Source organism: Pseudomonas sp. CNPSo 3701 (assembly GCF_028674975.1).
Classification (GTDB): domain Bacteria; phylum Pseudomonadota; class Gammaproteobacteria; order Pseudomonadales; family Pseudomonadaceae; genus Aquipseudomonas; species Aquipseudomonas straminea.
In genome coordinates this window covers 15,141-35,425 of the sequence record NZ_JAQZSI010000001.1, presented here as the reverse complement: position 1 = coordinate 35,425, position 20,285 = coordinate 15,141, and the positions used below count along the sequence as shown (strand labels likewise).

15 protein-coding genes and 2 riboswitches are annotated in these 20,285 nt (G+C 63.1%); of the genes, 9 read left to right on the top strand and 6 right to left on the bottom strand.

The features are described 5' to 3' along the window. Positions 1 to 347: 347 nt before the first annotated feature. Positions 348 to 1,805 carry a glucose-6-phosphate dehydrogenase gene (gene zwf / locus PVA39_RS00140; protein WP_274122270.1) on the bottom strand — a complete coding sequence of 486 codons (1,458 nt, stop codon included), beginning with the start codon at positions 1,803 to 1,805 and terminating at the stop codon, positions 348 to 350. Positions 1,806 to 1,960: 155 nt separating this feature from the next. Here zwf and hexR point away from each other — a divergent pair, with 155 nt between their 5' ends. The 3 genes from hexR to PVA39_RS00125 all read left to right on the top strand — a co-directional run bounded on the left by hexR (position 1,961) and on the right by PVA39_RS00125 (position 5,603). Further along, positions 1,961 to 2,833: a transcriptional regulator HexR gene (gene hexR / locus PVA39_RS00135; protein WP_274122269.1), complete on the top strand. Its 873-nt coding sequence runs from the start codon at positions 1,961 to 1,963 to the stop codon at positions 2,831 to 2,833. A 311-nt stretch (positions 2,834 to 3,144) separates the two neighbouring features. Further along, positions 3,145 to 3,333, top strand: a complete 189-nt coding sequence (locus PVA39_RS00130) for a PA3496 family putative envelope integrity protein (protein WP_093501123.1) — start codon at positions 3,145 to 3,147, stop codon at positions 3,331 to 3,333. A gap of 86 nt (positions 3,334 to 3,419) precedes the next feature. After that, positions 3,420 to 5,603, top strand: a complete 2,184-nt coding sequence (locus tag PVA39_RS00125; RefSeq protein WP_274122268.1) for a patatin-like phospholipase family protein — start codon at positions 3,420 to 3,422, stop codon at positions 5,601 to 5,603. A 9-nt stretch (positions 5,604 to 5,612) separates the two neighbouring features. Here PVA39_RS00125 and PVA39_RS00120 read toward each other — a convergent pair whose 3' ends face one another. Next, positions 5,613 to 8,324, bottom strand: a complete 2,712-nt coding sequence (locus PVA39_RS00120) for a DEAD/DEAH box helicase (RefSeq protein ID WP_274122267.1) — start codon at positions 8,322 to 8,324, stop codon at positions 5,613 to 5,615. A 203-nt stretch (positions 8,325 to 8,527) separates the two neighbouring features. Between PVA39_RS00120 and PVA39_RS00115 the strand changes: the two genes are divergently transcribed. From PVA39_RS00115 to PVA39_RS00100, 4 genes are all read left to right on the top strand, one after another. After that, positions 8,528 to 9,661: an efflux RND transporter periplasmic adaptor subunit gene (locus tag PVA39_RS00115; protein ID WP_274122266.1), complete on the top strand. Its 1,134-nt coding sequence runs from the start codon at positions 8,528 to 8,530 to the stop codon at positions 9,659 to 9,661. After that, complete coding sequence (locus tag PVA39_RS00110) at positions 9,658 to 12,744, top strand: efflux RND transporter permease subunit (protein WP_274122265.1); 3,087 nt, start codon at positions 9,658 to 9,660, stop codon at positions 12,742 to 12,744. The genes PVA39_RS00115 and PVA39_RS00110 overlap by 4 nt, the downstream gene beginning before the upstream one ends. After that, complete coding sequence (locus PVA39_RS00105) at positions 12,741 to 14,087, top strand: TolC family protein (RefSeq protein WP_274122263.1); 1,347 nt, start codon at positions 12,741 to 12,743, stop codon at positions 14,085 to 14,087. Before PVA39_RS00110 ends, PVA39_RS00105 begins: the two co-directional genes overlap by 4 nt. 940 nt (positions 14,088 to 15,027) lie before the next feature. Further along, entirely contained in the window at positions 15,028 to 15,342 is a 315-nt protein-coding gene (locus tag PVA39_RS00100) for a hypothetical protein (RefSeq protein WP_274122262.1), read from the top strand. Here the strand turns inward: PVA39_RS00100 and cobM are convergent. The 4 genes from cobM to PVA39_RS00080 all read right to left on the bottom strand — a co-directional run bounded on the left by cobM (position 15,305) and on the right by PVA39_RS00080 (position 17,516). Further along, positions 15,305 to 16,078, bottom strand: coding sequence for a precorrin-4 C(11)-methyltransferase (gene cobM, locus PVA39_RS00095; RefSeq protein ID WP_274122261.1), 774 nt, complete (start codon positions 16,076 to 16,078; stop codon positions 15,305 to 15,307). The genes PVA39_RS00100 and cobM overlap by 38 nt on opposite strands. Positions 16,079 to 16,205: 127 nt before the next feature. After that, the gene (locus PVA39_RS00090; RefSeq protein WP_274122259.1) at positions 16,206 to 16,613 is read right to left on the bottom strand and encodes a cobalamin biosynthesis protein; all 408 of its coding nucleotides are present in this window, start codon (positions 16,611 to 16,613) and stop codon (positions 16,206 to 16,208) included. Next, entirely contained in the window at positions 16,610 to 17,320 is a 711-nt protein-coding gene (locus PVA39_RS00085) for a CbtA family protein (protein ID WP_274122258.1), read from the bottom strand. The genes PVA39_RS00090 and PVA39_RS00085 overlap by 4 nt, the downstream gene beginning before the upstream one ends. A gap of 10 nt (positions 17,321 to 17,330) precedes the next feature. Further along, positions 17,331 to 17,516, bottom strand: a complete 186-nt coding sequence (locus PVA39_RS00080) for a CbtB domain-containing protein (RefSeq protein ID WP_075929053.1) — start codon at positions 17,514 to 17,516, stop codon at positions 17,331 to 17,333. 95 nt (positions 17,517 to 17,611) lie between these two features. Further along, positions 17,612 to 17,813, bottom strand: a riboswitch (cobalamin riboswitch). Positions 17,814 to 18,016: 203 nt separating this feature from the next. On the opposite strand from PVA39_RS00080, the gene PVA39_RS00075 reads away from it, so the two are divergent. Both PVA39_RS00075 and PVA39_RS00070 read left to right on the top strand, forming a co-directional pair. Beyond that, positions 18,017 to 19,303 carry a hypothetical protein gene (locus PVA39_RS00075; RefSeq protein ID WP_274122257.1) on the top strand — a complete coding sequence of 429 codons (1,287 nt, stop codon included), beginning with the start codon at positions 18,017 to 18,019 and terminating at the stop codon, positions 19,301 to 19,303. Continuing rightward, positions 19,296 to 19,865: a hypothetical protein gene (locus tag PVA39_RS00070; protein WP_274122256.1), complete on the top strand. Its 570-nt coding sequence runs from the start codon at positions 19,296 to 19,298 to the stop codon at positions 19,863 to 19,865. The genes PVA39_RS00075 and PVA39_RS00070 overlap by 8 nt, the downstream gene beginning before the upstream one ends. Positions 19,866 to 20,002: 137 nt before the next feature. After that, a riboswitch (cobalamin riboswitch) is annotated at positions 20,003 to 20,190 on the top strand. The last annotated feature ends 95 nt before the right edge of the window (positions 20,191 to 20,285 follow it).

The following is a 20,285-nucleotide window of genomic DNA, read 5'->3' as shown; positions in this document are numbered from 1 at the left end:
ATGCCGTTTATGTATAAAAAACCAAAAGTTCATGTGATTTTTGACATTTAAAATAACCTGATTATTTAAGGTTTTCTATTTGTAAGGTCATAACTTATTGTTTTATGTATAAATTTATAATTAATAGAATTGTCGTTTGCAGACAGAGCTGTTCGATAAAAAATGATCTTCGCCGAATGAAAAGTTGTGAAATTATTTCAGCGCCTACGCAGCAATAAAGTTCAAATCATTTAATCGGAATGCGCTTTTATATCGCACTTTCAATAGCAAAATGCTTACAGCCATACACGTTCATTGCTGACTGACAGCAAAGGCGGGCTGTTGGTGGCAGCCCGTTGGTATATTGATCACTCGTCGGATTCTTCGATCCATTGCCGCCCATGTCGCTCCAGCAGGTGCTGAAGTTGTTCCGGCCCGTTGCTGCCTGCAGCGTAAGGGCGCGGACTTTGGTAGCGCTGCTGCCAGCCCTTGATAATCGGGTCGACCCATTGCCAGGCTGCTTCGACCTCATCGCGGCGCATGAACAGCGTGGAGTCGCCCTCTATCACATCCAGCAGTAACCGCTCATAGGCATCCCAGCGCCGCTGTTTGTTGAAAGCATCAGCCAGGTTCAGGTCCAGTTCCACCGGCTGCAGGCGCATGCCCTTGCCCGGGTTCTTGGCCATCAACTGCAGGCTGATACGCTCTTCGGGTTGCAGGCGGATGAGCAACTGGTTGGCCTGGCCGTTGCCGAACAGCTGGTGCGGTACGGGCTTGAATTGAATGAGGATTTCCGAGGTCTTGCGAGCCAGGCGCTTGCCGGTGCGCAGGTAGAACGGCACGCCGGCCCAGCGCCAGTTGTTGATCTCGGCCTGCACGGCAACGAAGGTTTCGGTATCGCTGTCGTTGTCGACGTTCTTCTCGAAGTAGTAGGCGGGCACTTCCTGGCCGCCGATCTTGCCGGCGGTGTACTGGCCGCGCACGGTCTTGTCGCGCACGTCCTGACCGGTGATGGGTTTGAGGGCTTCGAGAATCTTCACCTTCTCGTTGCGCACCGACTCGGCATCGAAGCGCACCGGCGCTTCCATGGCCACCAGGCAGAGCAGCTGCAGCAGGTGGTTCTGGATCATGTCGCGCATGGCGCCGGCGTTGTCGTAGTAGGCACCGCGGTTTTCCACGCCCAGGGTCTCGCACACGCTGATCTGCACATGGTCGATGTGCCCGGCGCGCCACACCGGCTCGAACAGCGCGTTGGCGAAACGCAGTGCCATCAGGTTCTGCACGGTTTCCTTGCCCAGGTAATGGTCGATGCGGAATACCTGAGACTCATCGAACATCGCACCGATGCCGGCATTGATCGCCTGGGCCGATTCCAGCGAATGGCCGATGGGTTTTTCCAGCACGATGCGCGCGCCTGCACCAGCCAGACCGGCAACCTTGAGGTGCGAGGCGATGGCTTCGAACAGATCCGGTGCAGTAGCCAGGTAGTAGACCCTGACTCGCTCTCGATCATTACCCAGTGCCTTGGCCAGGCGACCGAAGTCGGCGCTCTGCGAAGCGTCCATGGGGAAGTAGTCCAGACGCTCGGCGAAGCTCTTCCAGGTGTCATCGTCGAAATCGGCGCGGGCCACCTGGGCACGGCAGTGGCGCTCGGCGAGGGCCTGGTAGGCGGCCCGTGTATGGCTGCTGCGCGCCAGGGCGAGGATGCGCGTGTCACGATGCAGGCGGCCGCCGCGATGCAGGTAATAGAGGGCTGGAAGCAACTTGTGCAGGGCGAGGTCGCCCGTGCCGCCGAATACCAGCATGTCGCAGCAATTGCTCTGCATGGGAACTCCGATTCGGTTTGTCCGTGCGAGGTCGCCAGGCTTGTAGTATAACTACAAGATCACTACAGCCCGGCGGCGTCCCTCGATCATAACCGAGTCGTGACGCTTCAACGTCTAGCCGGCGTAACCATCCTTTGCCAGTCGAGTCCCAGCCCGTGAATTTGTTGCAGCACATCGCCCAGTCACGTCACCTCCTGCGCAAGTCGGAACTCAAGGTGGCCGATCATGTGCTCCTCGACCCGGCTGCAGTCATGCACAGCTCCATGGCCGAACTGGCCCATTCGGTGGGGATCAGCGAGCCCACCATCGTGCGCTTTTGCCGCGCCATCGGCTGCAGCGGCTTTCAGGATCTCAAGCTCAAGCTGGCGCAGAGCCTGGCCGCTGGTGCCAGCTTCGGCCAGTTCGCGATCCACGAGGACGACTCGGTCGCTGACTTCAGCATGAAGATCTTCGACACCACCCTGCACACGCTGATGGAAGTGCGCGAGAAGCTCGATCCGGTGGCGCTGGAGAAGGCCATCGCCGTCTGCTCCCAGGCGCAGCGCATCGAGTTCTACGGCTTCGGTGCTTCGGGCGCGGTGGCCGCCGATGCCCAGCACAAGTTCTTCCGCCTGCTGCTCAATGCCGCGGCCTATTCCGACCCGCACATGCAGGCGATGTCGGCCATCACCCTCAAGCCTACCGACGTAGCCGTGTGCATTTCCCAGTCCGGGCGTTCCAAGGACCTGCTGATCACCGCCAATGTGGTGCGCGAGGCCGGCGCTTCGCTGATCGCCCTGTGCCCGGGCCAGACGCCGCTGGCCGAGCTGGCCACGGTGAACCTGGCCATCGATGTGCAGGAAGACACCGAGATCTATACGCCGCTGGCCTCGCGTATCGCTCACCTGGTGGTGATCGACGTGCTCGCCATGGGCGTGGCCATGGCCCGCGGCCCGAGCCTGGTCAATCACTTGAAAAGCGTCAAACGCAGCCTGCGTAGCCTGCGTCTGTCGGCCAAGTCGATCAGGGCCCACGAAGACGGCGCCTAAGAACCTGTTCAAAGTCTTTCAGCCCAGGTTCGTCGATTTCGACAGCTAAGTGGTGAGAGCGGCCGGTGAATGCGTGGCTTTTGTAGGAGGGGCTTTAGCCGCCAGCTCTTTGCTTGCGCTGATAAAAAACTCGCGGCTAAAGCCCCTCCCACGAGTTCGCTGGATGTCTGCTTCTGCCTTGTAGCAGCCTCTTTTATAGCGTCTAGATCGTGAACAGCCGCGAGCCCGTCACCCAGGCGTCACGCCTTGTTCCTCAAACTGTCATCGCATTCGCCGAAGCTGGTCTCCCGTAATCAACCTGGAGACCTGCCATGGCACGCCATGTGGACGAAGCGTTGCACCCGGAACAGAGCGTGGTGAAAGCCCGCCGCAAGCTGCTCGACGAGCAGCGTATGCGCTATCGCCGCGCCATCGAGGCCTACGGCGAGAATCGCCGCCTGCAATCGGAAATCAGCAGTTTTCATGATCCCTTCGCGGGCGAATCGCGCCGCCTGCACTGATTCCAGACCAAACGTTTTCGCGGTGCGCATCCCTGACGGCGAGGCTCCTATAATGGCGCTTTTTCGCCCAATACCAGGGATGTGCCATGCGTCGTCTGCTCGTTCTGCTGCTCCTGCTCACCCCTCTGCTCGCTATCGCCCAGGAACCCCAGCCCAGGGTCGGCCTGGTGCTTTCCGGCGGCGCGGCGCGGGGGCTGGCGCATATCGGTGTGATCAAGGCGCTGGAGGAGCAGGGCGTGCGCATCGACGCCATTGCCGGTACCAGCATGGGCGCAGTGATCGGCGGCCTGTACGCCTCGGGCTACAGCGTCGCCGAGCTGGAGCAAGTGGCGCTGACCATGGATTGGCGCGAGGTGCTTTCCGATGATCCGCCGCGTACCGATGTGCCGTTTCGTCGCAAGCAGGATGACCGCGATTTCCTCATCAAGCAGCGTCTGAGCTTTCGCGACGACGGCAGCCTCGGCCTGCCACTGGGTGTGATCCAGGGTCAGAATCTGGCGCTGCTGCTCGAACGCCTGCTGGTGCGCAGCAGCGACGTACGCGATTTCGACCGCCTGCCGATTCCGTTCCGCGCCGTGGCCACCGATATCGCCAACGATCAGAAAGTGGTGTTTCGCAGCGGCCACTTGCCGCAAGTGATCCGTGCCAGCATGTCGATCCCCGCGGTGTTCGCGCCGGTCGAGCTGGACGGTCGTCTGCTGGTCGACGGCGGCATGGTCGACAATATTCCCGTCGATGTGGCGCGCGACATGGGCGTCGACCGGGTCATCGTCGTCGATATCGGCACGCCGCTGAAACCGCGCAAGGAACTGCTCACCGTGGTCGACGTACTCAACCAGTCGATCACCATGATGACCCGCCGCAACTCCGAGCAGCAGCTGGCGACGCTACGCGACAGCGACGTGCTGGTGCAGCCTAACATGAGCAGCTTCGAGGTCACCGACTTCGGCCGTGGCGAGGAACTGATCGAAGCCGGCTACCGGGCCGCCAAGGCGCTGCAGCCGCGCCTTGCGCAGCTGGTGCGCCGCGGCGGTGGTAACCCGGCACTGACCCTGGCGCGTAGCGCCCAGCAGCGCGCCCCGGTGATCCACGCCATCCAGGTGGACAACGATTCCAAGGTCGGCGACGAGGTGATCCGCAATTACATCCGCCAGCCCATCGGCGAGCCGCTGGACATGGCCACGCTGCAGCGCGATATGGGCACCCTGTACGGCCTGGATTACTTCGAGCGCGTACAGTACCGGGTGGTCAGCCATGACGAGCGCAACACCCTGGTGATCGATGCACGGGAAAAACGCACCGGCACCGACTACCTGCGTCTGGGCCTGAATCTCTCCGACGATTTCAACGGCGACAGCGTCTTCAACCTGGGTGCGAGCTTTCGCAAGAACGGCATCAACCGTCTGGGTGCCGAGTGGCTCACCAGGGTACAGCTGGGCGACCGGCAAGAGCTGTTCAGCGAGTTCTACCAGCCTCTGGACGTTGGCTCGCGCTGGTTCGTGGCGCCCAGCGTGCGGGTCGATGCCTGGAACGTCGAGTCGGTGTTGGACAATGACCCCATTGCCGAATACCGGGTGCAGCGCTATGGCTACGGCTTCGACATCGGCCGCCAGATCGCCAACAACGGCGAGCTGCGTTTCGGTATCGGCCAGGCCTGGGGCGACGCCAAGGTACGTATCGGCGAGCGTGATCAGCCCGAGTTCAGCTTTACCGAGGGCTACTACGAGATGCAGTACGCCTTCGACACCCTGGATAACGTCGACTTTCCCCACGAGGGCGAGCAGATCGAGTTGAAGCTGCGCCAGTACGATGCCAGCCTCGGCGCCGACGACCGTTACCGGCAATGGCAGATCAACCTCGACAAGGCATTCAGTCAGGGGCCGCACAGCCTGGTCATCGGTGGGCGCTACGGGCGCACGCTCGATGATGCCGAAATCGTCACCTCCAGCTTCCAACTGGGCGGCGCGCGACAACTCTCGGGCTTCCGCCAGGACGCCCTGGCCGGTCAGAACGTCAGCCTTGGGCGGCTGGTTTACTACCGGCGCATGACGCCACGTTCGTTTCTGCCACTGGATTTTCCGCTCTACCTCGGCGCCTCTCTGGAGCGCGGCCGGGTGTGGAACAACGACAACGCCTTCGACAGCGGTTACATCAATGCGGCGAGCGTGTTCCTGGGTTACGAGACGCCGCTGGGACCGCTGAATTTCAGCTACGGCCTCAACGACGAGAACGAGAAGGCCCTGTACCTGAACCTCGGCCACAGCTTCTGAGGGGTGCGGCTACAGGCGCTGCAGCAATGCCTGTAGCGCCCGTTCCGGTTCCTGGCTCCACAGCCCATAGCTCAGCGGCAGCACTTCCAGGCCGGCGCGGGCCAGCACCCGGTAGCGCTCCAGTTCGAGAAAGCCTTCGCCCTCACCGGGAAAGCCGATCAGGTCGATGGCCAGGCACTTGTCGCCGCGTTGGCAGAACACGTCCAGCAGCAGACCGGCCAGCGGGTAACGGGTCCAGGTGGCCACGCCGTGCGTCTGCAGCGCCGCACACAGGGCGCGTTCGAAAGCGTCCTGCTCGGGTTGCTGGTGAGTGGGCCTCGGCGCTTCGCCGGAGCTTTCCAGGTAGCGGCGCAGCAGGTGGTCGGTGGGCAGCTGGCGTTCGTCGCCGCTGAATAACACCACCTGACGTTCGCGGGCCCGGGTGATCGCCACGTTGAACATGTCGGGGCGGTTCAGGTACACCGCCGCCTGGCTGGCATTGGCGTCGAGGGCGAAGCTGATGATCATCAGGTCGCGCTCCTCGCCCTGAAAACCGTAGGGCGTATCCACCAGCACACGAAAATCGCGCAGGCGCTGCAGGTCGAGGCCGGCGATGCGCTGGCGGATCGCTTCGACCTGATCGCGAAACGGTGACACTACACCGATGCTTGGCTTGACCGGGCTGTCGGCGTAGCGGGTGATGTGTTCGTCGATCAGCTGCAACACGTGTTCGAGCTCAACCTGGTTGACGCCATTGCGCGCACGCTCGCCGTCCAGGCGTTGCACCTGCAGGCTATCGCAGTGGGCCAGGCTTGGACGCTCCTTCATCACCCGCAGGCGGTTGGCGTAGAACCACTGGTTGCTGAAGCGGATCAACGCCGGACGGCTGCGAAAATGCTCGTCGAGAAAGGTCAGCGCGCTCTGCTCCGGCAGGTGCAGGCCCACCAGGTCGAGCACGCTGTTGTCGCGGTAACTCCAGCGCTCGCGTTCTTCACCCGGCAGACCGCTGCGCTGCAGCAACTGAACCTCGCGGTTGCGCGACAGGAACGACAGGTGGCGCAGCTGCCGGGCATCACCCGTGATCACCGCGCGGCGGCAACGCTGGAAGGCCGGCAGGGCCGAGGCGATATCGCACTGGGTGGCTTCGTCCATGACCATCACGTCGAACAGGCCGGCCTTGAGTGGCAGCAGGCGATGCAACTCATCCAGCGTCACCACCCAGATCGGAAAGGCGGCCAATAGCGTCTGCGGATCGATGTCCTCGAACAGCGCCAGTTGCCGTTGCGATTGGCGGGCGCGAATTGCCTGGTTGTACTGCACGAACAGCTGGCGCTTTTCGGCCAGCAGACCGCTCAGGCTCGAGGCGCGACGTGCGTTGATGTAGTCACGGCTCAGGCGCTCACGGTGCTGCTGGCAGTCGCGCAGTTCATCGAGCAGCGCCCAGGGGCGCACGCTGTCACGTACACGCCAGCGCACCCAGGGCAGCAGCAGGAGGCGCCTGATGACATCCAGGGTGCCGCGCTCGGCCTTGAGGATCAGCCGGCTCCAGCGCAGCGCTTGCCCGCAGCGGGTCGCCAAGTCCTTGGCCTGGCGCCGTTCCAGCTTGATCAGGTGACGCAACTCGCGCTGCAGGCCCTGTTCAACATCCGCCGGCGTGTCTGGAACCTGGCCCTGCAGCAGGCTGGCCAGGCGATCGCGCAGGGTTTGCTGCAGGCTGCCGCCGTCGCTTTCCAGCACCGCGTCGCGCAAGCCGAAGTCCTCGCGCAGTTTCTGGCCGATGACTCGCACTGCCTGGGCGCTGCGGCTGACCAGCAGTACCGACTCGCCGTGCAGGTAGCGGTCCAGCGCCAGGGCCGCCAGGGTGTAACTCTTACCGGTACCGGGCGGGCCGGAAATCTGGCTCAGCGGATAGCGCGCGGCATTGGCCAGCGCCAGGCTCTGGGCATTGCTGAGCTGGGCCGGCAGGGCCTCGGGCGAGCTTTCACCCTGGCGTGCGGCCGGCTGCAGCTCGCCGAGTAGCTGGCGCAAGGGCGCCGACCATTCGTGGATTTCCTGCAATTGCTGCAATTCATGGACGATACCGCGGCTACCGCTGCCCCGTGGCACCAACGCGACGACGGCCGCGGCGCGTAGCGACAGGCTGCGGCGTCGCAGTGCCTTGGCCACCGCATCCTGATCTTCCAGGGCTGGGAAACCGCTGGCGGCGAGTACGTCGGTCACCCGCGTACGCTGGCTGATCCAGCCCAGCAGATCGCCCAGCACATGGGCGTCGATGGGCGCGTCGGGTAGTGGCAGATCGTCGAGCGAAGCGTTGTCATCGTCGATCAGTTGGCGCAGCAGACGCCAGTTCGCCAATGGCTGGCTGGGGTCGATGGCCAGCAGGTGGGCGTCGCCTTCGCTACCGTTGTTCAAGGTGGCTTCGTAGTACACCAGTGGCGCGCAGAACGCCGTGGAGGGACCACTTTCAGTGCTGAGTCGCCCGCACACCGGCAGTACGCCGTAGACCAGCTGCAATTCACGTTGGTAGAGGCTTTGCTGGCGCTCCAGTTCGGCGCCAATACTTGGTGGCAGCGCCAGCAATGGCAGAGCGCCGTTGGCCAGCTCTTCGCGGCCATCGAGCCAAGCCAGGCGGCCAGCCTGCAGCGTGGAGAGGTTGTCGAGGTTCAGGTCGCGGCTATCGGCCAGGTAGGCACTGCGGTAGAAGGCCAATAGGCGGGCGATCCTTGCGTCGTGTCCCTGCATCATGTGTCCGTGGCGGCCTGAGGTCAGGCGGCGACTCTACCGCTGCGGCACCATGCTGTCATCGGACGGTCTGCAGCTGCTGTAACGCGTTGTCATGTAAATACGGCAAACGGTAAGGCAATAACCCGCGAAATCCGTTAAAACGTTCGACTCCGGCAACAGGGCTCGTGCCGATTTTCTTTCCCTCACTGCGAAGAACCTGCATGGCTCCGTCCCGAATACTCCCGCTCGTGATGTGCATCGTGCTGGTCGGTGTCGGGCTGGCCTGGTGGCTACACCCGTCGCCCACGGCCGTAGCTCAGGCTCCCGCTGCGGTGCCGGTGGTGGTGCACGAGGTGGTGCCTGCCAATGTCCCGGTGCTATTGCGCACGTTGGGGCGGGTGCGGGCGCTGAGCAGCGTCGAAATCCGCGCCCAGGTCGATGCCACGCTGGTCGAGCTGCCGGTTGCCGAAGGGCAGCAGGTACGCAAGGGGCAGTTGTTGGCACGCCTCGATGACCGCAGCCTGCGCGCCGCACTGCAGCAGGCCCAGGCCGAGCGCGATGTGACCCGCGCGGAACTGGATATCGCCCGCATCGACTTGCAGCGTTACCAGAACCTGGTGCGCGAGCGCGCCTCGCCCGCGCAGACCCTCGACCAGCAGAAGGCCCTGGTGGCCCGCCTGCAGGCTACGCTGGCGACCCGCGATGCGGCGGTGAATGCCGCTCGCGTGCAACTCTCCTACACGCGAATCGAATCGCCCATCGAGGGCCGCCTGGGTATTCGCAATGTCGATGTCGGCAGCCTGCTCAGGAGCAATGACAGCGCCAGCCTGTTCTCGGTGGTGCAGATCGACCCTATCGATGTGGAAGCCACCTTGCCCCAGCGCCGCCTGCCCGAGCTGCAGCGTTTGCTGGGGGCGGCGCAGGAAACGCCAGTGCAGGCGTTTGCCGAAGACGGTGGCGCGTTGCTCGGCACCGGTACCCTGGCGCTGATCGATAACCGCGTCGCGCTGGACACGGGCACGCTGCGCTTCAAGGCGCGTTTCGCGAACGCCCAGCAGCAGCTGTGGCCGGATCAGTCGGTGGTGGTTACCCTGCAGACCGGGCTGCTCGAGCACGCGCTGGCGGTACCCCTCGAGGCCCTCCGCCAGCGCACCGAGGGCACCTTCGTGTGGCGCGTTGAAGGTGAGCAGGTACAGCCGGTGGCGGTGAAGGTACTGCACGAGGACGAGCAGCGCGCTGTGGTTTCCGGCTTGGCGGCCGGTGATCGGATCGTCACCGATGGCCAGTCGCGGTTGCGCCCTGGGGTTACCGTCAGGCGCGTCGAGCCGGTATCCGTTGGCGGAGATCAGCCTTGAGGCGGCCACGCGGATTCTACGCGCTGTGCATCGCCCATCCGATTGGCATGATTCTGCTCGCCTTGGCGCTGATCCTGGGCGGCGTCATTGCCTTCGCACGCCTGCCGCTGGCGCCGCTGCCGGAAGTGGATGCGCCGACCATCGAGATTTCCGCGCAGATGCCCGGCGCCAGCGCCGAAACCATGGCCTCGTCGGTCGCCACGCCTCTGGAGGTGCAGCTCAGCGCCATTCCCGGCGTGGACGACATGACCTCGACCAGCTCGCTGGGCCGGGTCGAACTGATCCTGCAGTTCAGCCTCGACAAGAACATTGACGCCGCCGCTCAGGAGGTCCAGGCCGCGATCAACGCCGCCTCCTCGCGCCTGCCCAGCCAACTTCCCGAGTTGCCGGTGTGGCGCAAGATCAACCCTGCCGACACGCCGATCCTGATCCTCTCGGTTACCTCCGACACCCTCTCGCCGTATGAGGTCAGCGACCTGGCCGAGTCGGCCATCGCCCGCCAACTGAGCCAGATCAAAGGCGTCGGCATGATTCGCCTCAACGGTCTGCAACGCCCGGCGATTCGCATCCAGGCACGGCCAGAGCGGCTGGTGGCTGCCGGCGTCACCCTGGCGGACATCCGCAGCGCCGTGCAGCGAGCCAGCGGCAACCGGCCCACCGGCGCACTGGTCGGCCAGCATCGACTGTCCACCCTGGACAGCAATGGCCAGCTGTTCGAGGCCAGCGAGTACGCCGACCTGATCGTCGCCTACCGGAACGGCGCAGCCATTCGCCTGGGAGACGTGGCAAGCGTGGTGCCCGGTGCGGAAAACGCCTACACCCAGGCCACACCCGATGGAAAACCCGGCGTGGCGGTGGTTATCCGTCGTCAGCCGGGTGCCAACATCGTCGCTACCGCCGATGCGGTCACGGCGGCGCTGCCCGAGCTGACAGCCGGCCTGCCGGCCGATCTCGAGGTCAAGGTGCTCAACGATCGCACCCGGACCATTCGCGCCTCGCTGCACGAGGCCGAGCTGACCCTGCTGATTGCCGTGGCGCTGGTGATCGGCATCATGGCGCTGTTCCTGCGCCAGTGGTCGGCGACCCTGGTGGTGTTCGCCGTGCTGGCGACTTCGGTGATCGGCTCCTGCGCGGCCATGCTGGCGTTCGGCTTGTCGCTCAATAACCTGACGTTGGTGGCGATCATCGTTGCTGTGGGGTTCATCGTCGACGATGCCATCGTCGTCGTGGAAAACATTCACCGGCACCTTGAGCGGGGTGTCGGCCGGGTCCAGGCGGCCCTCGACGGGGTTCGCGAGATCGGCTTCACGGTGGTGTCCATCAGCCTGTCGCTGGTGGCGGTGTTCATACCGCTGTTTTTCATGAGCGGCTATGTGGGCCGTCTGTTTCGCGAGTTCGCCCTGGCGGCCACCTCGGCGATCATGATTTCCGTGGTCATCTGCCTGACCCTGGCGCCGGCGCTTGCCGCCCTGTGCATGCGCCCGCTGGCCAACCATGACGGGCCCGGGCCGACCATGCGCCGCGTACTGCGTGGCTACGAGGGCGCGCTGGTGTGGGCGCTGGATCACCCGCGCAGCATCCTGGCGGTGTTCTTCGCCTGCATCGCCATCAGCGTGAGTGGTTTCGCGCTGATGCCCAAGGGCTTTTTCCCGCTACAGGACACGGGTTTCATGAATGGCACGGTGCAGGCCTCGGCGGATATTTCCTACGAGGCGATGCGCACCAAGAGCCGGCAGGTTGTGGATATCCTGCGCAACGACCCGGATGTCGTGGCCTTCAACGCCGATATCGGCAACGACGGCAGCTACAGCGTCGGCGGCCTGGCCGTGGTGCTGACCGACCCGGATGATCGTTCGGTCAGTGTCGAGCAGATCATCGACCGACTTCGTCCACAGTTCGCCGCCATTCCCGACCTGCGCGTGACCCTACGGGCAGGGCAGGACATCAACCTCGGCTCCCGGGCATCGCGTGCGCAGTACCAGTACATCCTGCGCAGTCGCTCGCTGGAGGAGCTGGCCGTCTGGACGCCGCGTCTGACCGAGCGGCTGCAGGGGCAGGCGATGTTTCGCGACGTGAACAACGACCTGCAATTCGATGCCTCGATAACCCCGGTGCAGATCGACCGCGAGGCTGCCGCGCGCTATGGCTTCTCGGCGGCGGATGTCGACGAAGCCCTGTACGACGCCTTCGGACAACGGCGGATCAACGAGATCCAGACCGCGTCCAACCAGTACCAGGTGGTGCTCGAACTGAGCAGCAGCCAGCGCCAGCGGGTGCAGAGCCTGGAGCTGTTCCAGCTGCGCTCACCGCTCACCGGGCAGTTGGTGCCGCTGAGTACTTTCGTCCAGGTGCTGCCGGCCAAACCGGCGCCGGTCAGCATCAACCACAGCGGCATGCTGCCTTCGGCCAATCTGTCGTTCAACCTGGCGCCCGGCGTGGCGCTTGGCGACGCGGTGGCGGTGTTACGCCAGCTCGAGCAGGAGATCGGCATGCCGGCCAGTATCGGCGGGCGCTTCAGCGGTGCCGCCCAGGCCTTCCAGCAGACCCTGGCCTCGCAACCCTGGCTGATCCTGGCCGCACTGGTCGCCGTGTACATCATCCTCGGCGTGCTTTATGAAAGCCTGGTGCATCCGCTGACCATTCTCTCGACCATTCCCTCAGCCGGCATCGGCGCCTTGCTGCTGCTCTGGTTGTGGGGGCTGGATTTTTCCATCATGGCGCTGATCGGCCTGATTCTGCTGATTGGCATCGTCAAGAAGAACGGCATTCTGCTGGTCGATTTTGCCCTGCAGGCCCAGCGCCAGGGCATGGCGCCACGCGAGGCGATCCACCAGGCCTGCATGGCTCGCTTCCGGCCAATCCTGATGACCACGCTGGCTGCGATGTTCGGTGCGGTGCCGCTGATGCTCGCCTTCGGTACCGGCGCCGAGCTGCGTGAGCCGCTGGGCGTCGCCGTGGTCGGCGGCCTGTTGTTCAGCCAGGTGCTGACGCTGCTGACCACGCCGGTGGTCTACCTGATGATGGATCGTCACCTGGCCAGGCGGCGTGATTCTGGCTTAGCGCATCCAGAGCGTGTGTCATGAGGGCCTTGCTACTGGCACTGGCTTGCCTGCCGTTGCTGGCCTGCAGCAGCCGCGAGGCGCTATCGCCAGCGCCCTTGCCAGCCCAGGCCGTGGCCGCGCTACCGCAGGCCTGGTGGCAAAGCCTGCAGGACCCTGTGCTGGATCAACTGGTAGCGCTGGCGCTGCGTGACAACCTCGACCTGGCGACGGCGTCCCAGCGTATTCGCGAGCAGCGCGCGTTGCGCCGCGAGGCTACAGGGAACCGCTACCCGAACCTGAACATCACCGGCAGCCACGAGAAGAGTCGTAACGCCCGCGATGGACGTGACGAAGACTACTTCTACGGTCTGGACCTGAGCTGGGAGGCCGATCTGTTCGGGCGCCTGGGTGCGCTGCAACGCGCCGCCGAAGCCAACCTGCAGGCGGCGGACGCCGACTACCAGGCGCTGCGCGTCAGCCTGATCGCCGAGGTGGCCAGTACCTACCTGAACTATCGCCTGGCCCAGCATGAGGTCGATATCGCAGGCCGTGCTGCCGACAGCCAGGCGCAGATCGCCCGAATCACCCGGGTACGTTTCGACCAGGGCACCGCCAGTGGTTTCGACGTCGAGCGCCTCGATACCCAGGTGGCGATCACCCGCGCGGTCATCCCACAGGCGCGTCAACGCGGTGAGGCGGCGCGTTACGCGCTGGCCTATCTGCTCAATGCGCAGCAATCGCGAATCGACGGGTTGCTGGCTGAGCCGGCGCAACCGCTGGCACCCCGTGACGAGCGCCTGCTACCGCTGTTGCAGCTGCCCGCCAGCAGCCTGCGTGCCCGAGCTGACGTACGCGCCGCCGAGCTGCGTCTGCTGGCTGCCGACGATAGCCTGGATGCGGCCAAGGCACTGCGTTATCCACAGCTGACCCTCGGTGCCCTGGTGGGCTTCGAGCAGGGCGCGAGCGTTCCGGCCTGGACGCTGAGCGCACAGGCCCTGCAACCGCTGTTCGATTTTGGCCGCATCCGCGCGGGCATCGAAGCCGGCGATGCACGCCGTGAGCAAGCCTGGCTTGGCTATCAGGCCAGCCTGGTACAGGCGCTAAGGGAAACCCGTAGCGCCATCAGCGCCTACGTCGAAGGGCTTGATCGGCAGCGGTTGCTGGACACGGCAAGCCGCTCGGCAGCCAGTGCCACCGCGCTGGCGCAACGGCAGTACGACGCCGGTACCTTATCGATGATCGAGGTGCTGGATGCCCAGCGCACCCAGTTCGATACGCAGCTCGAACAGCAAAGGGCCGCCAGTGACGTTGCGCTGCGCTGGGTCGAGATCTATCGCACCCTGGGCTTGGCACCCGTGGAGAAACAGCGGGATTCGGGTGGATAAGGCGCTGTGCTGCAGCGTTTAGTGAGCCGCTCGCAGGCCCGGGATGCAGCCGATTGCATCGCATTGTTCGAACGGCTTATCGTTTGGAGGCGTTCCGAATCGCTGTCGACCTATGACTTGGCAAATCACCCGGCAATCTGTTCGCTATCATCGTGGTGATAGTCTTGCTCCCGGCGTTGTTGTTATTGACGAATATCCGGATTTATCACGTTTGGCGGGGGCTTTGGGGGGGGAAATGAAGCGTGTAACCACTGTAGTCGGGCTGCTGGCGCTGTTGGGGGGGTGTGTAAGCAGCCCCGACCAGCCGAGTTTGGCTCCTGTAGCGGCGCAGGCACCGGCAACGGCACCTAGCGTAGTAGCGCGTCCGCAGGGCGTGCCGGCTCCACAGCTGTCGAATTTCCGGCCAACGCCGGTTGTGCCGCTGGCCCTTGCCCGTTCTGCAAGCACGGCGCCGCCAACATCGTTGCCGCCCGCTCGCGCGGCTGCTGGCGTAGATCCGGCAGTGCCTGCGGTGCGCACGGCGGCCGCTCCTACGGGGCGCCAGACTGCCGATGTCGCTCAGGCCGCGGTACCCGCGGTGGCCGCGCCGCCTGTCAAACCGGCCGCGCCCCCACCTGCGAAAGCTTTGGCTACGCTGCCGCCGCCTGCCAAAACTACTGTGGTGGCTGAGCCCCCGCGTCCTGCCAATCCAATGATCGAGATGCGCCCTGGGCGTTTGATCGTTCCGGATGATGGCGGTTTTATACGGGTAGAGCCGATCAGCGAGGCTTCAGACACTGCATCGATGTCAATCAGTGCCAATTGAGCCTGCAAGCCCAGGCAAGCGATGCGGGCCTGGGGCTGCCGGCATTTGCGCATCTTCAGCTCAGGGGCAGGCGTGCGAGCGACAGGTGCGCTGGCAACTGCACCGCTTTGGGAGTGCCGGTGGTTGCGGGCTGAAATGAACGAGTGGCTGGACATCCTGTATCGCTATTGTGGCGAGGTGCTGAGCGGCGACTCGGCGTCTATCGCGCAATTGCGCGCCGCTGGCTTCGACTGCAGCGCAGGACAATGGAGCTTTTGCCTGCCGGCGCTGCATGCCTGGCTGGCTAACCTGACGCCTACCCAGGCTCCATTGGATTACCCGGCCTTTCTCAAGCAGCTGTACGCCAGCGACCTCAACGAGCGCCTCGCCCGCCAAGGCGCCCAGATCGTCATCGCCGACAACCGCGGCCAGGTCAGCGAGAGCCTGTATCGTCTGCAGCGCCTGTTCTGAACAGGTGGCGGTGGCCTTCGTTGTAGAGCGCCGAATCGGCGAAGTCTTCCGCCCCCAATACCTGGCCGACGAGAATCAGCGCGGTACGCCGGAAACCCTTGGCGCTGACCTTGGCCTCGATATCCGCCAGGGTACCGACTGCCCAATCCTGGTCCGGCCAACTGGCGCGATGCACCACCGCGATCGGACAACTGGCGCCGTAATGCGGCAGCAGCTCGGCGACGATCTCTGGCAGGTGCTGCACGCCCAGGTGGATGGCCATGGTCGCGCCGTGGCGGGCGAGATCATGCAGCTGCTCACCCGCCGGCATCGGCGACTTGCTGGCGTAGCGGGTGAGGATCACCGTCTGCGACACCGCGGGCAGCGTCAGTTCGCATTCCAGCAGCGCGGCGCAGGCGGCCGTGGCGGTCACGCCGGGAATGATCTCGAAGGGGATGCCCAGCGCACGCAGGTGACGAATCTGCTCGCCGATGGCGCCATACAGCGACGGGTCGCCGGAGTGCACCCGCGCCACGTCGTCGCCACGCTCATGGGCGGCGCGCAGCAGGGCGACGATCTCATCCAGATGCAGCTCGGCGGTGTTCACCACCTGACGGGCGCGGTGGCCGGCCAGCACCGCTTCGGGCACCAGCGAACCGGCGTATAGGATTACCGGGCAGCTGTGGATCAGGCGCTGGCCCTTGACGGTGATCAGCTCGGGGTCGCCGGGGCCGGCGCCGATAAAGTAGACGGTCATGGGATTCCTGGGTGTAGGGTAGAAGACGCTTTTCTATTCCACCGTGGTGTTCGGCTTATGCGGTCGCCAGGTGGGGGATCGCCTTCCCGTGGATCGAGAAAGCGTGGACTACGCGTTCCGATCCACCCTACGGATCGCTGCGAGCAACGGCCATTGTCGCGTTGGGGCTCTTGCGCTTGGTTATCCACAGGCGAGCAGGTCGATTGATTGAGCGTTCGACCAGCGCCAGGGCGCTGGCTTCGGCAACGCTCGGGCTGCCGGTGACACGCTGGGCGATGGCCGAGGTCTGGCTCAAACGCCCATGGTAACCCGCCAGCACCTCGGCGGGCAGGAAGTGGATCGGCAGGTTCAGGTGCGCTGCCAGTTGCTGCAAACCTGGCTCATCGACCTTGTGCTCACTGCTGGCCAGGGCTGTCAGCTCGGCAGTGCGCGAGCCATGTTCAGCCAGGGTGTCGTCGAGCAGGCTCAGCAGCTCTTCGAGCGAGCACTCGCGCCGGCAACCCAGGCCGGCAACGAGAACAGGCCGCTCATTCACTGCGGCTGGCGCCCACGGCCATGGAACCAAGCGGCGGCCAGGCCCAGCGCCGCCCAGAACGCGGCGTTGGTCAGCAGCGAGGCGAGGATGAACTCGTGTTCAAGGGCCTCTGGCGCCAGGCTTTCATGCACCTCGGGCTGCGGCGCGCCGAGCAGGTGCGGCAGGGCCAGAATAGCCAGGCCGAGGATGCGCAGTATCCAATTACTGCCGAACGCCAGCAGCGCCAGGCCTGCAGCGGTCGAGGCAGCCGCGCCGACCCACCAGTACTGGCGTAGCAGCAATTCGGCGGCGGCGGTGCCCGGCAGCTCCGGCGGCAAGCCGCTGGCGGGTGCCAGGACGAAGGTGGCGAAACCGGCCAGCCCCCAGAGCAGACCCTGCCAGGTTTTTTCCGGAGCGCGCAGGGTGAACAGGCCGGCAAGCATCAGCGCGAAGCCGACGGCGACGACCAGATTGCTCAGGCCTGTGGATAACAGCCGCTGCCAGCCGTCTTCGGGCGCCCAGGCTTCGCCGTCGTGGCTGTGGCTGTTCGCGCTATGGTCGTGGGCAGCGCTGGCGTCATGGCTGTGTTCGATAACGGCAGGGGCCGCGACTTCGAAGCCCTCCGCCTGCAGGATCAGCGGGGTGATCCACAGGCTTTGCAGTAGGGTCAGCACGATGGCGGCGAGCAGGCCGGCGAAGCCTGCAGTCTGGGCGATACGCTTGATCATCGCGAGGCCCTCAGTGGCACGGAAACGCGGCGCTGTGCCGGGTGTCGTGGGCGGCATTGTGCAGGGCTTCGACGTGGGAGAAACCGGCGAAGAAGATCAGCACGGCGCCCAGCACGCAGCTGCCAACGGCAAGCAGGATGCGCTGTGAGAGGGGCAATGTGGACACGCTGGAGGTGGAAATGACGCTGCTGGACATGATCGTAGACCTCAGGGGTAAACGGCACAGCAGGACACGGCGAGACTGCCCGCACGGGCGGGCGATAGTCGGCGCGTGCCCGCCCACCGCGGGTTGCCAAACAGAGGATCCAGGCCGGTCTCCGGGCTCGCGATGATCACCTTGCGGCGATAAGGATCGGCCTTCCCATGCGTGCGCACAGTGGCCAAAACGATCCTGGCATTCGCTTACCGTTGCGGGGGCAGCGCCGGACTCGAACCGGCTTCCCGTTTCACCTCACGCACGGCGGCGTGAGACACCTGAAACAAGCGCGTAGCACATCACGGCAATAGAAAGGCGTCAACATTTTGCGTCGTGTAACGAGTAGGATTTGCCCTAGGAGAAGTCCGCAGGAGTCTGCAAATACTGAAAAAAGACTTGGATAACCCCAATTAAGCCCTAGGCATACTCGCCTTTAGGTTTATTTTTAGAAGGCCGGTCGGAATTCGGCCAAGGCACTGCTTTTGATAGGTATATCAGGGATGAAATTTCTATGGCGCATCTGCGCCTGTCTTCTTCTAACGCTATCCAGCCCAGCTATACCGGCAACGCCTGCCCATGGTTTGGAGGCTCCGAGTGTTGGCCGCGCCATATCGATAGATGAGGTCAACGCATTTTTAGATCGGGGCCGAAGGTTTTTCTATAAGGGAAAACAATTTCAACCGGTCGGGGACTGGTACCAGCGAAACAGCCGTTATTACCTATTGGGTGATGACACAACACTGTTGGCAGTGGGTACGGGAAAAGAAATCGCCTCTTATGATTACTTCAAGCCAGGTACTCAGCTGATCCGACTCCATGAAACGGGTGTACCGGTAGCGATTCCGCTCAGCACTTTCACTATGCTGGGGTGGCCACAGAGTAACCCCGATTTACGGGTATTTCCGCAATTTGGATTGGCATTGTCCGCATCCACAGGTGAGTTGCGAAAATATTCCGTTGCCCCATATGGCTCCGATGGGGTGTTGCTGGTTGCTCCAGACCTTAGTCGTGCAGTCTCACGCAGTGCTTATGGCCCCGTCGTCCTGATGGAGCCAGGTAAGGGGCTGATCGGCATGATCTGGCCTGATGAGAGGACTTTGAAACAAGCCCGCCAGGAGATCGGCAATGAGGTGCAGCGCATAGAGGCAACAGGGAGATATGCTCATGGTTCGGAAAGCGGTCTGTTCGGGCCCTATGCGAAATACCAATGGGTAAATAAGCATCTCAGATGGTATCGCGTGGGCAAGCAATGGCACCTCCGTGGCTTAGGAAAAACCACTGAACCAGAGCCACTTTCATCGGATTTCTATCAATTTCTACAAAGCTATTATCGGAGCGTGGTTGAAACTGGAGAGCCATTACCTTGGCGAAACTTTCGTGCCGGCCATCCCGGTGTAACCTCGCTGCCCGTCGATGATCCGAGACTACTGCCGCCTTGCGATTGCGGAGTTTATTATCACGCTGGCAACCAGCTGCCATTGGCGTTCGCTCTGAACCGCCCGCTTAAATTGTTTGGCGTCAATGTGGACGCTTTTGGACTATCAGGCGAAAAACTCAAACCTCGTCTCTATACGCGCGTGGCGCGTGACTCGATATTGTCAGCCATGACGCGTCATTTCGCTTCACAGGGGCTGCGCATGGAGCAATTGAATGGAGATCATCATGTGATCAGAGGTGGCGCGGTCAAATTGTTCGTTCGCGTTTATCGCACCGCTGACCCCAATACTCAGGCTATCGATATAGCCAGTCGTGGGGCGTTTGATTGTCTGGAGTGCTACGGTGACTGAATCAGTCCCTCTCATTTATCGGGCGCTGTTTATCACGTTCTTGCTCACCCTCGCTGGGTGTCGCACCTATGAATACACAGTAACCGTACCGAGTGAAGAGTTTGCAGAAGGTAAGAGTCTGGGAAGTTTGGAGGTGCTTTATGCCCATGCCAAGGGGCAGCCTCCTACCTTGAATAGCGGATTCCTCCGTAATGTAATCGAAACCGATTTGGGCTTCGTGGGGACTTACGTATTCGCCATGGCCTATCCCACGTTAAAAATCGACGAGAGCTATTCGTCAGTAAAATTGGAAGCGGAAAAACTGGGTGATGGACATTGGCGATTTCTTATTCCCTACAAGTCAGGTTGGAGTGGTCCACAAGATTTAAATCTTTACTTTGCCAATGGTGATCTCTACCTATTTCGCTTTATCAAAGGGCAGAGCTGCTTGAATGAGTACTCGCTCGATACCCCAGGAAGGGAATCGCTTCATATCAAGGTAAGCTTCAAAGAGCCAAGCTGCCTGCTGCCGTGTTCACCTTCCCAGAGTGATCCCAATAGGTGCTCCCATATCTGGCGGTGAGCCGCTCGGCCTTCCTTTGAGAGTGCAGACCTGTTTTCCAGGGAGTATGTGAAGATAAAAACTGCGCTGGTCTCAGATTCTGGCTATGCGTTACTTGCCGGTGGTCCACCGTGATTGACCCGCCGCTATGGCGTGCGTAGCCTTCTCTCTTTCGAGGTTCTTTGTCGCCACCGGGCGTCAGGGCTAAGAGGGAACACGGACCACCGTGGCTGCCCCCGCAACTGTAAGCAGCGAGTGCGTCGCCAATCGCCACTGGGAGACCGGGAAGGCCGGCCGCGCGCCATGACCTGCCAGCCAGGAGACCTGCCTCGATAACGCTTTCGACAACCGGGCGGGGTGATCCGGTGATGCTCGGCATGGGTTCGCCTGTGCCTGCCATCCTATCGCCCGCTCGCCGTTTCTGCAGACTGCCAGGGGCTT

Bases quoted from the DNA above. Each gene is read 5' to 3' on its own strand.
- zwf (WP_274122270.1), bottom strand. From the start codon at position 1,805: ATGCAGAGCAATTGCTGCGACATGCTGGTATTCGGCGGCACGGGCGAC.
- PVA39_RS00130 (WP_093501123.1), top strand. From the start codon at position 3,145: ATGGCACGCCATGTGGACGAAGCGTTGCACCCGGAACAGAGCGTGGTG.
- PVA39_RS00125 (WP_274122268.1), top strand. From the start codon at position 3,420: ATGCGTCGTCTGCTCGTTCTGCTGCTCCTGCTCACCCCTCTGCTCGCT.
- PVA39_RS00120 (WP_274122267.1), bottom strand. From the start codon at position 8,324: ATGCAGGGACACGACGCAAGGATCGCCCGCCTATTGGCCTTCTACCGC.
- PVA39_RS00115 (WP_274122266.1), top strand. From the start codon at position 8,528: ATGGCTCCGTCCCGAATACTCCCGCTCGTGATGTGCATCGTGCTGGTC.
- PVA39_RS00105 (WP_274122263.1), top strand. From the start codon at position 12,741: ATGAGGGCCTTGCTACTGGCACTGGCTTGCCTGCCGTTGCTGGCCTGC.
- PVA39_RS00100 (WP_274122262.1), top strand. From the start codon at position 15,028: ATGAACGAGTGGCTGGACATCCTGTATCGCTATTGTGGCGAGGTGCTG.
- cobM (WP_274122261.1), bottom strand. From the start codon at position 16,078: ATGACCGTCTACTTTATCGGCGCCGGCCCCGGCGACCCCGAGCTGATC.
- PVA39_RS00085 (WP_274122258.1), bottom strand. From the start codon at position 17,320: ATGATCAAGCGTATCGCCCAGACTGCAGGCTTCGCCGGCCTGCTCGCC.
- PVA39_RS00080 (WP_075929053.1), bottom strand. From the start codon at position 17,516: ATGTCCAGCAGCGTCATTTCCACCTCCAGCGTGTCCACATTGCCCCTC.
- PVA39_RS00075 (WP_274122257.1), top strand. From the start codon at position 18,017: ATGAAATTTCTATGGCGCATCTGCGCCTGTCTTCTTCTAACGCTATCC.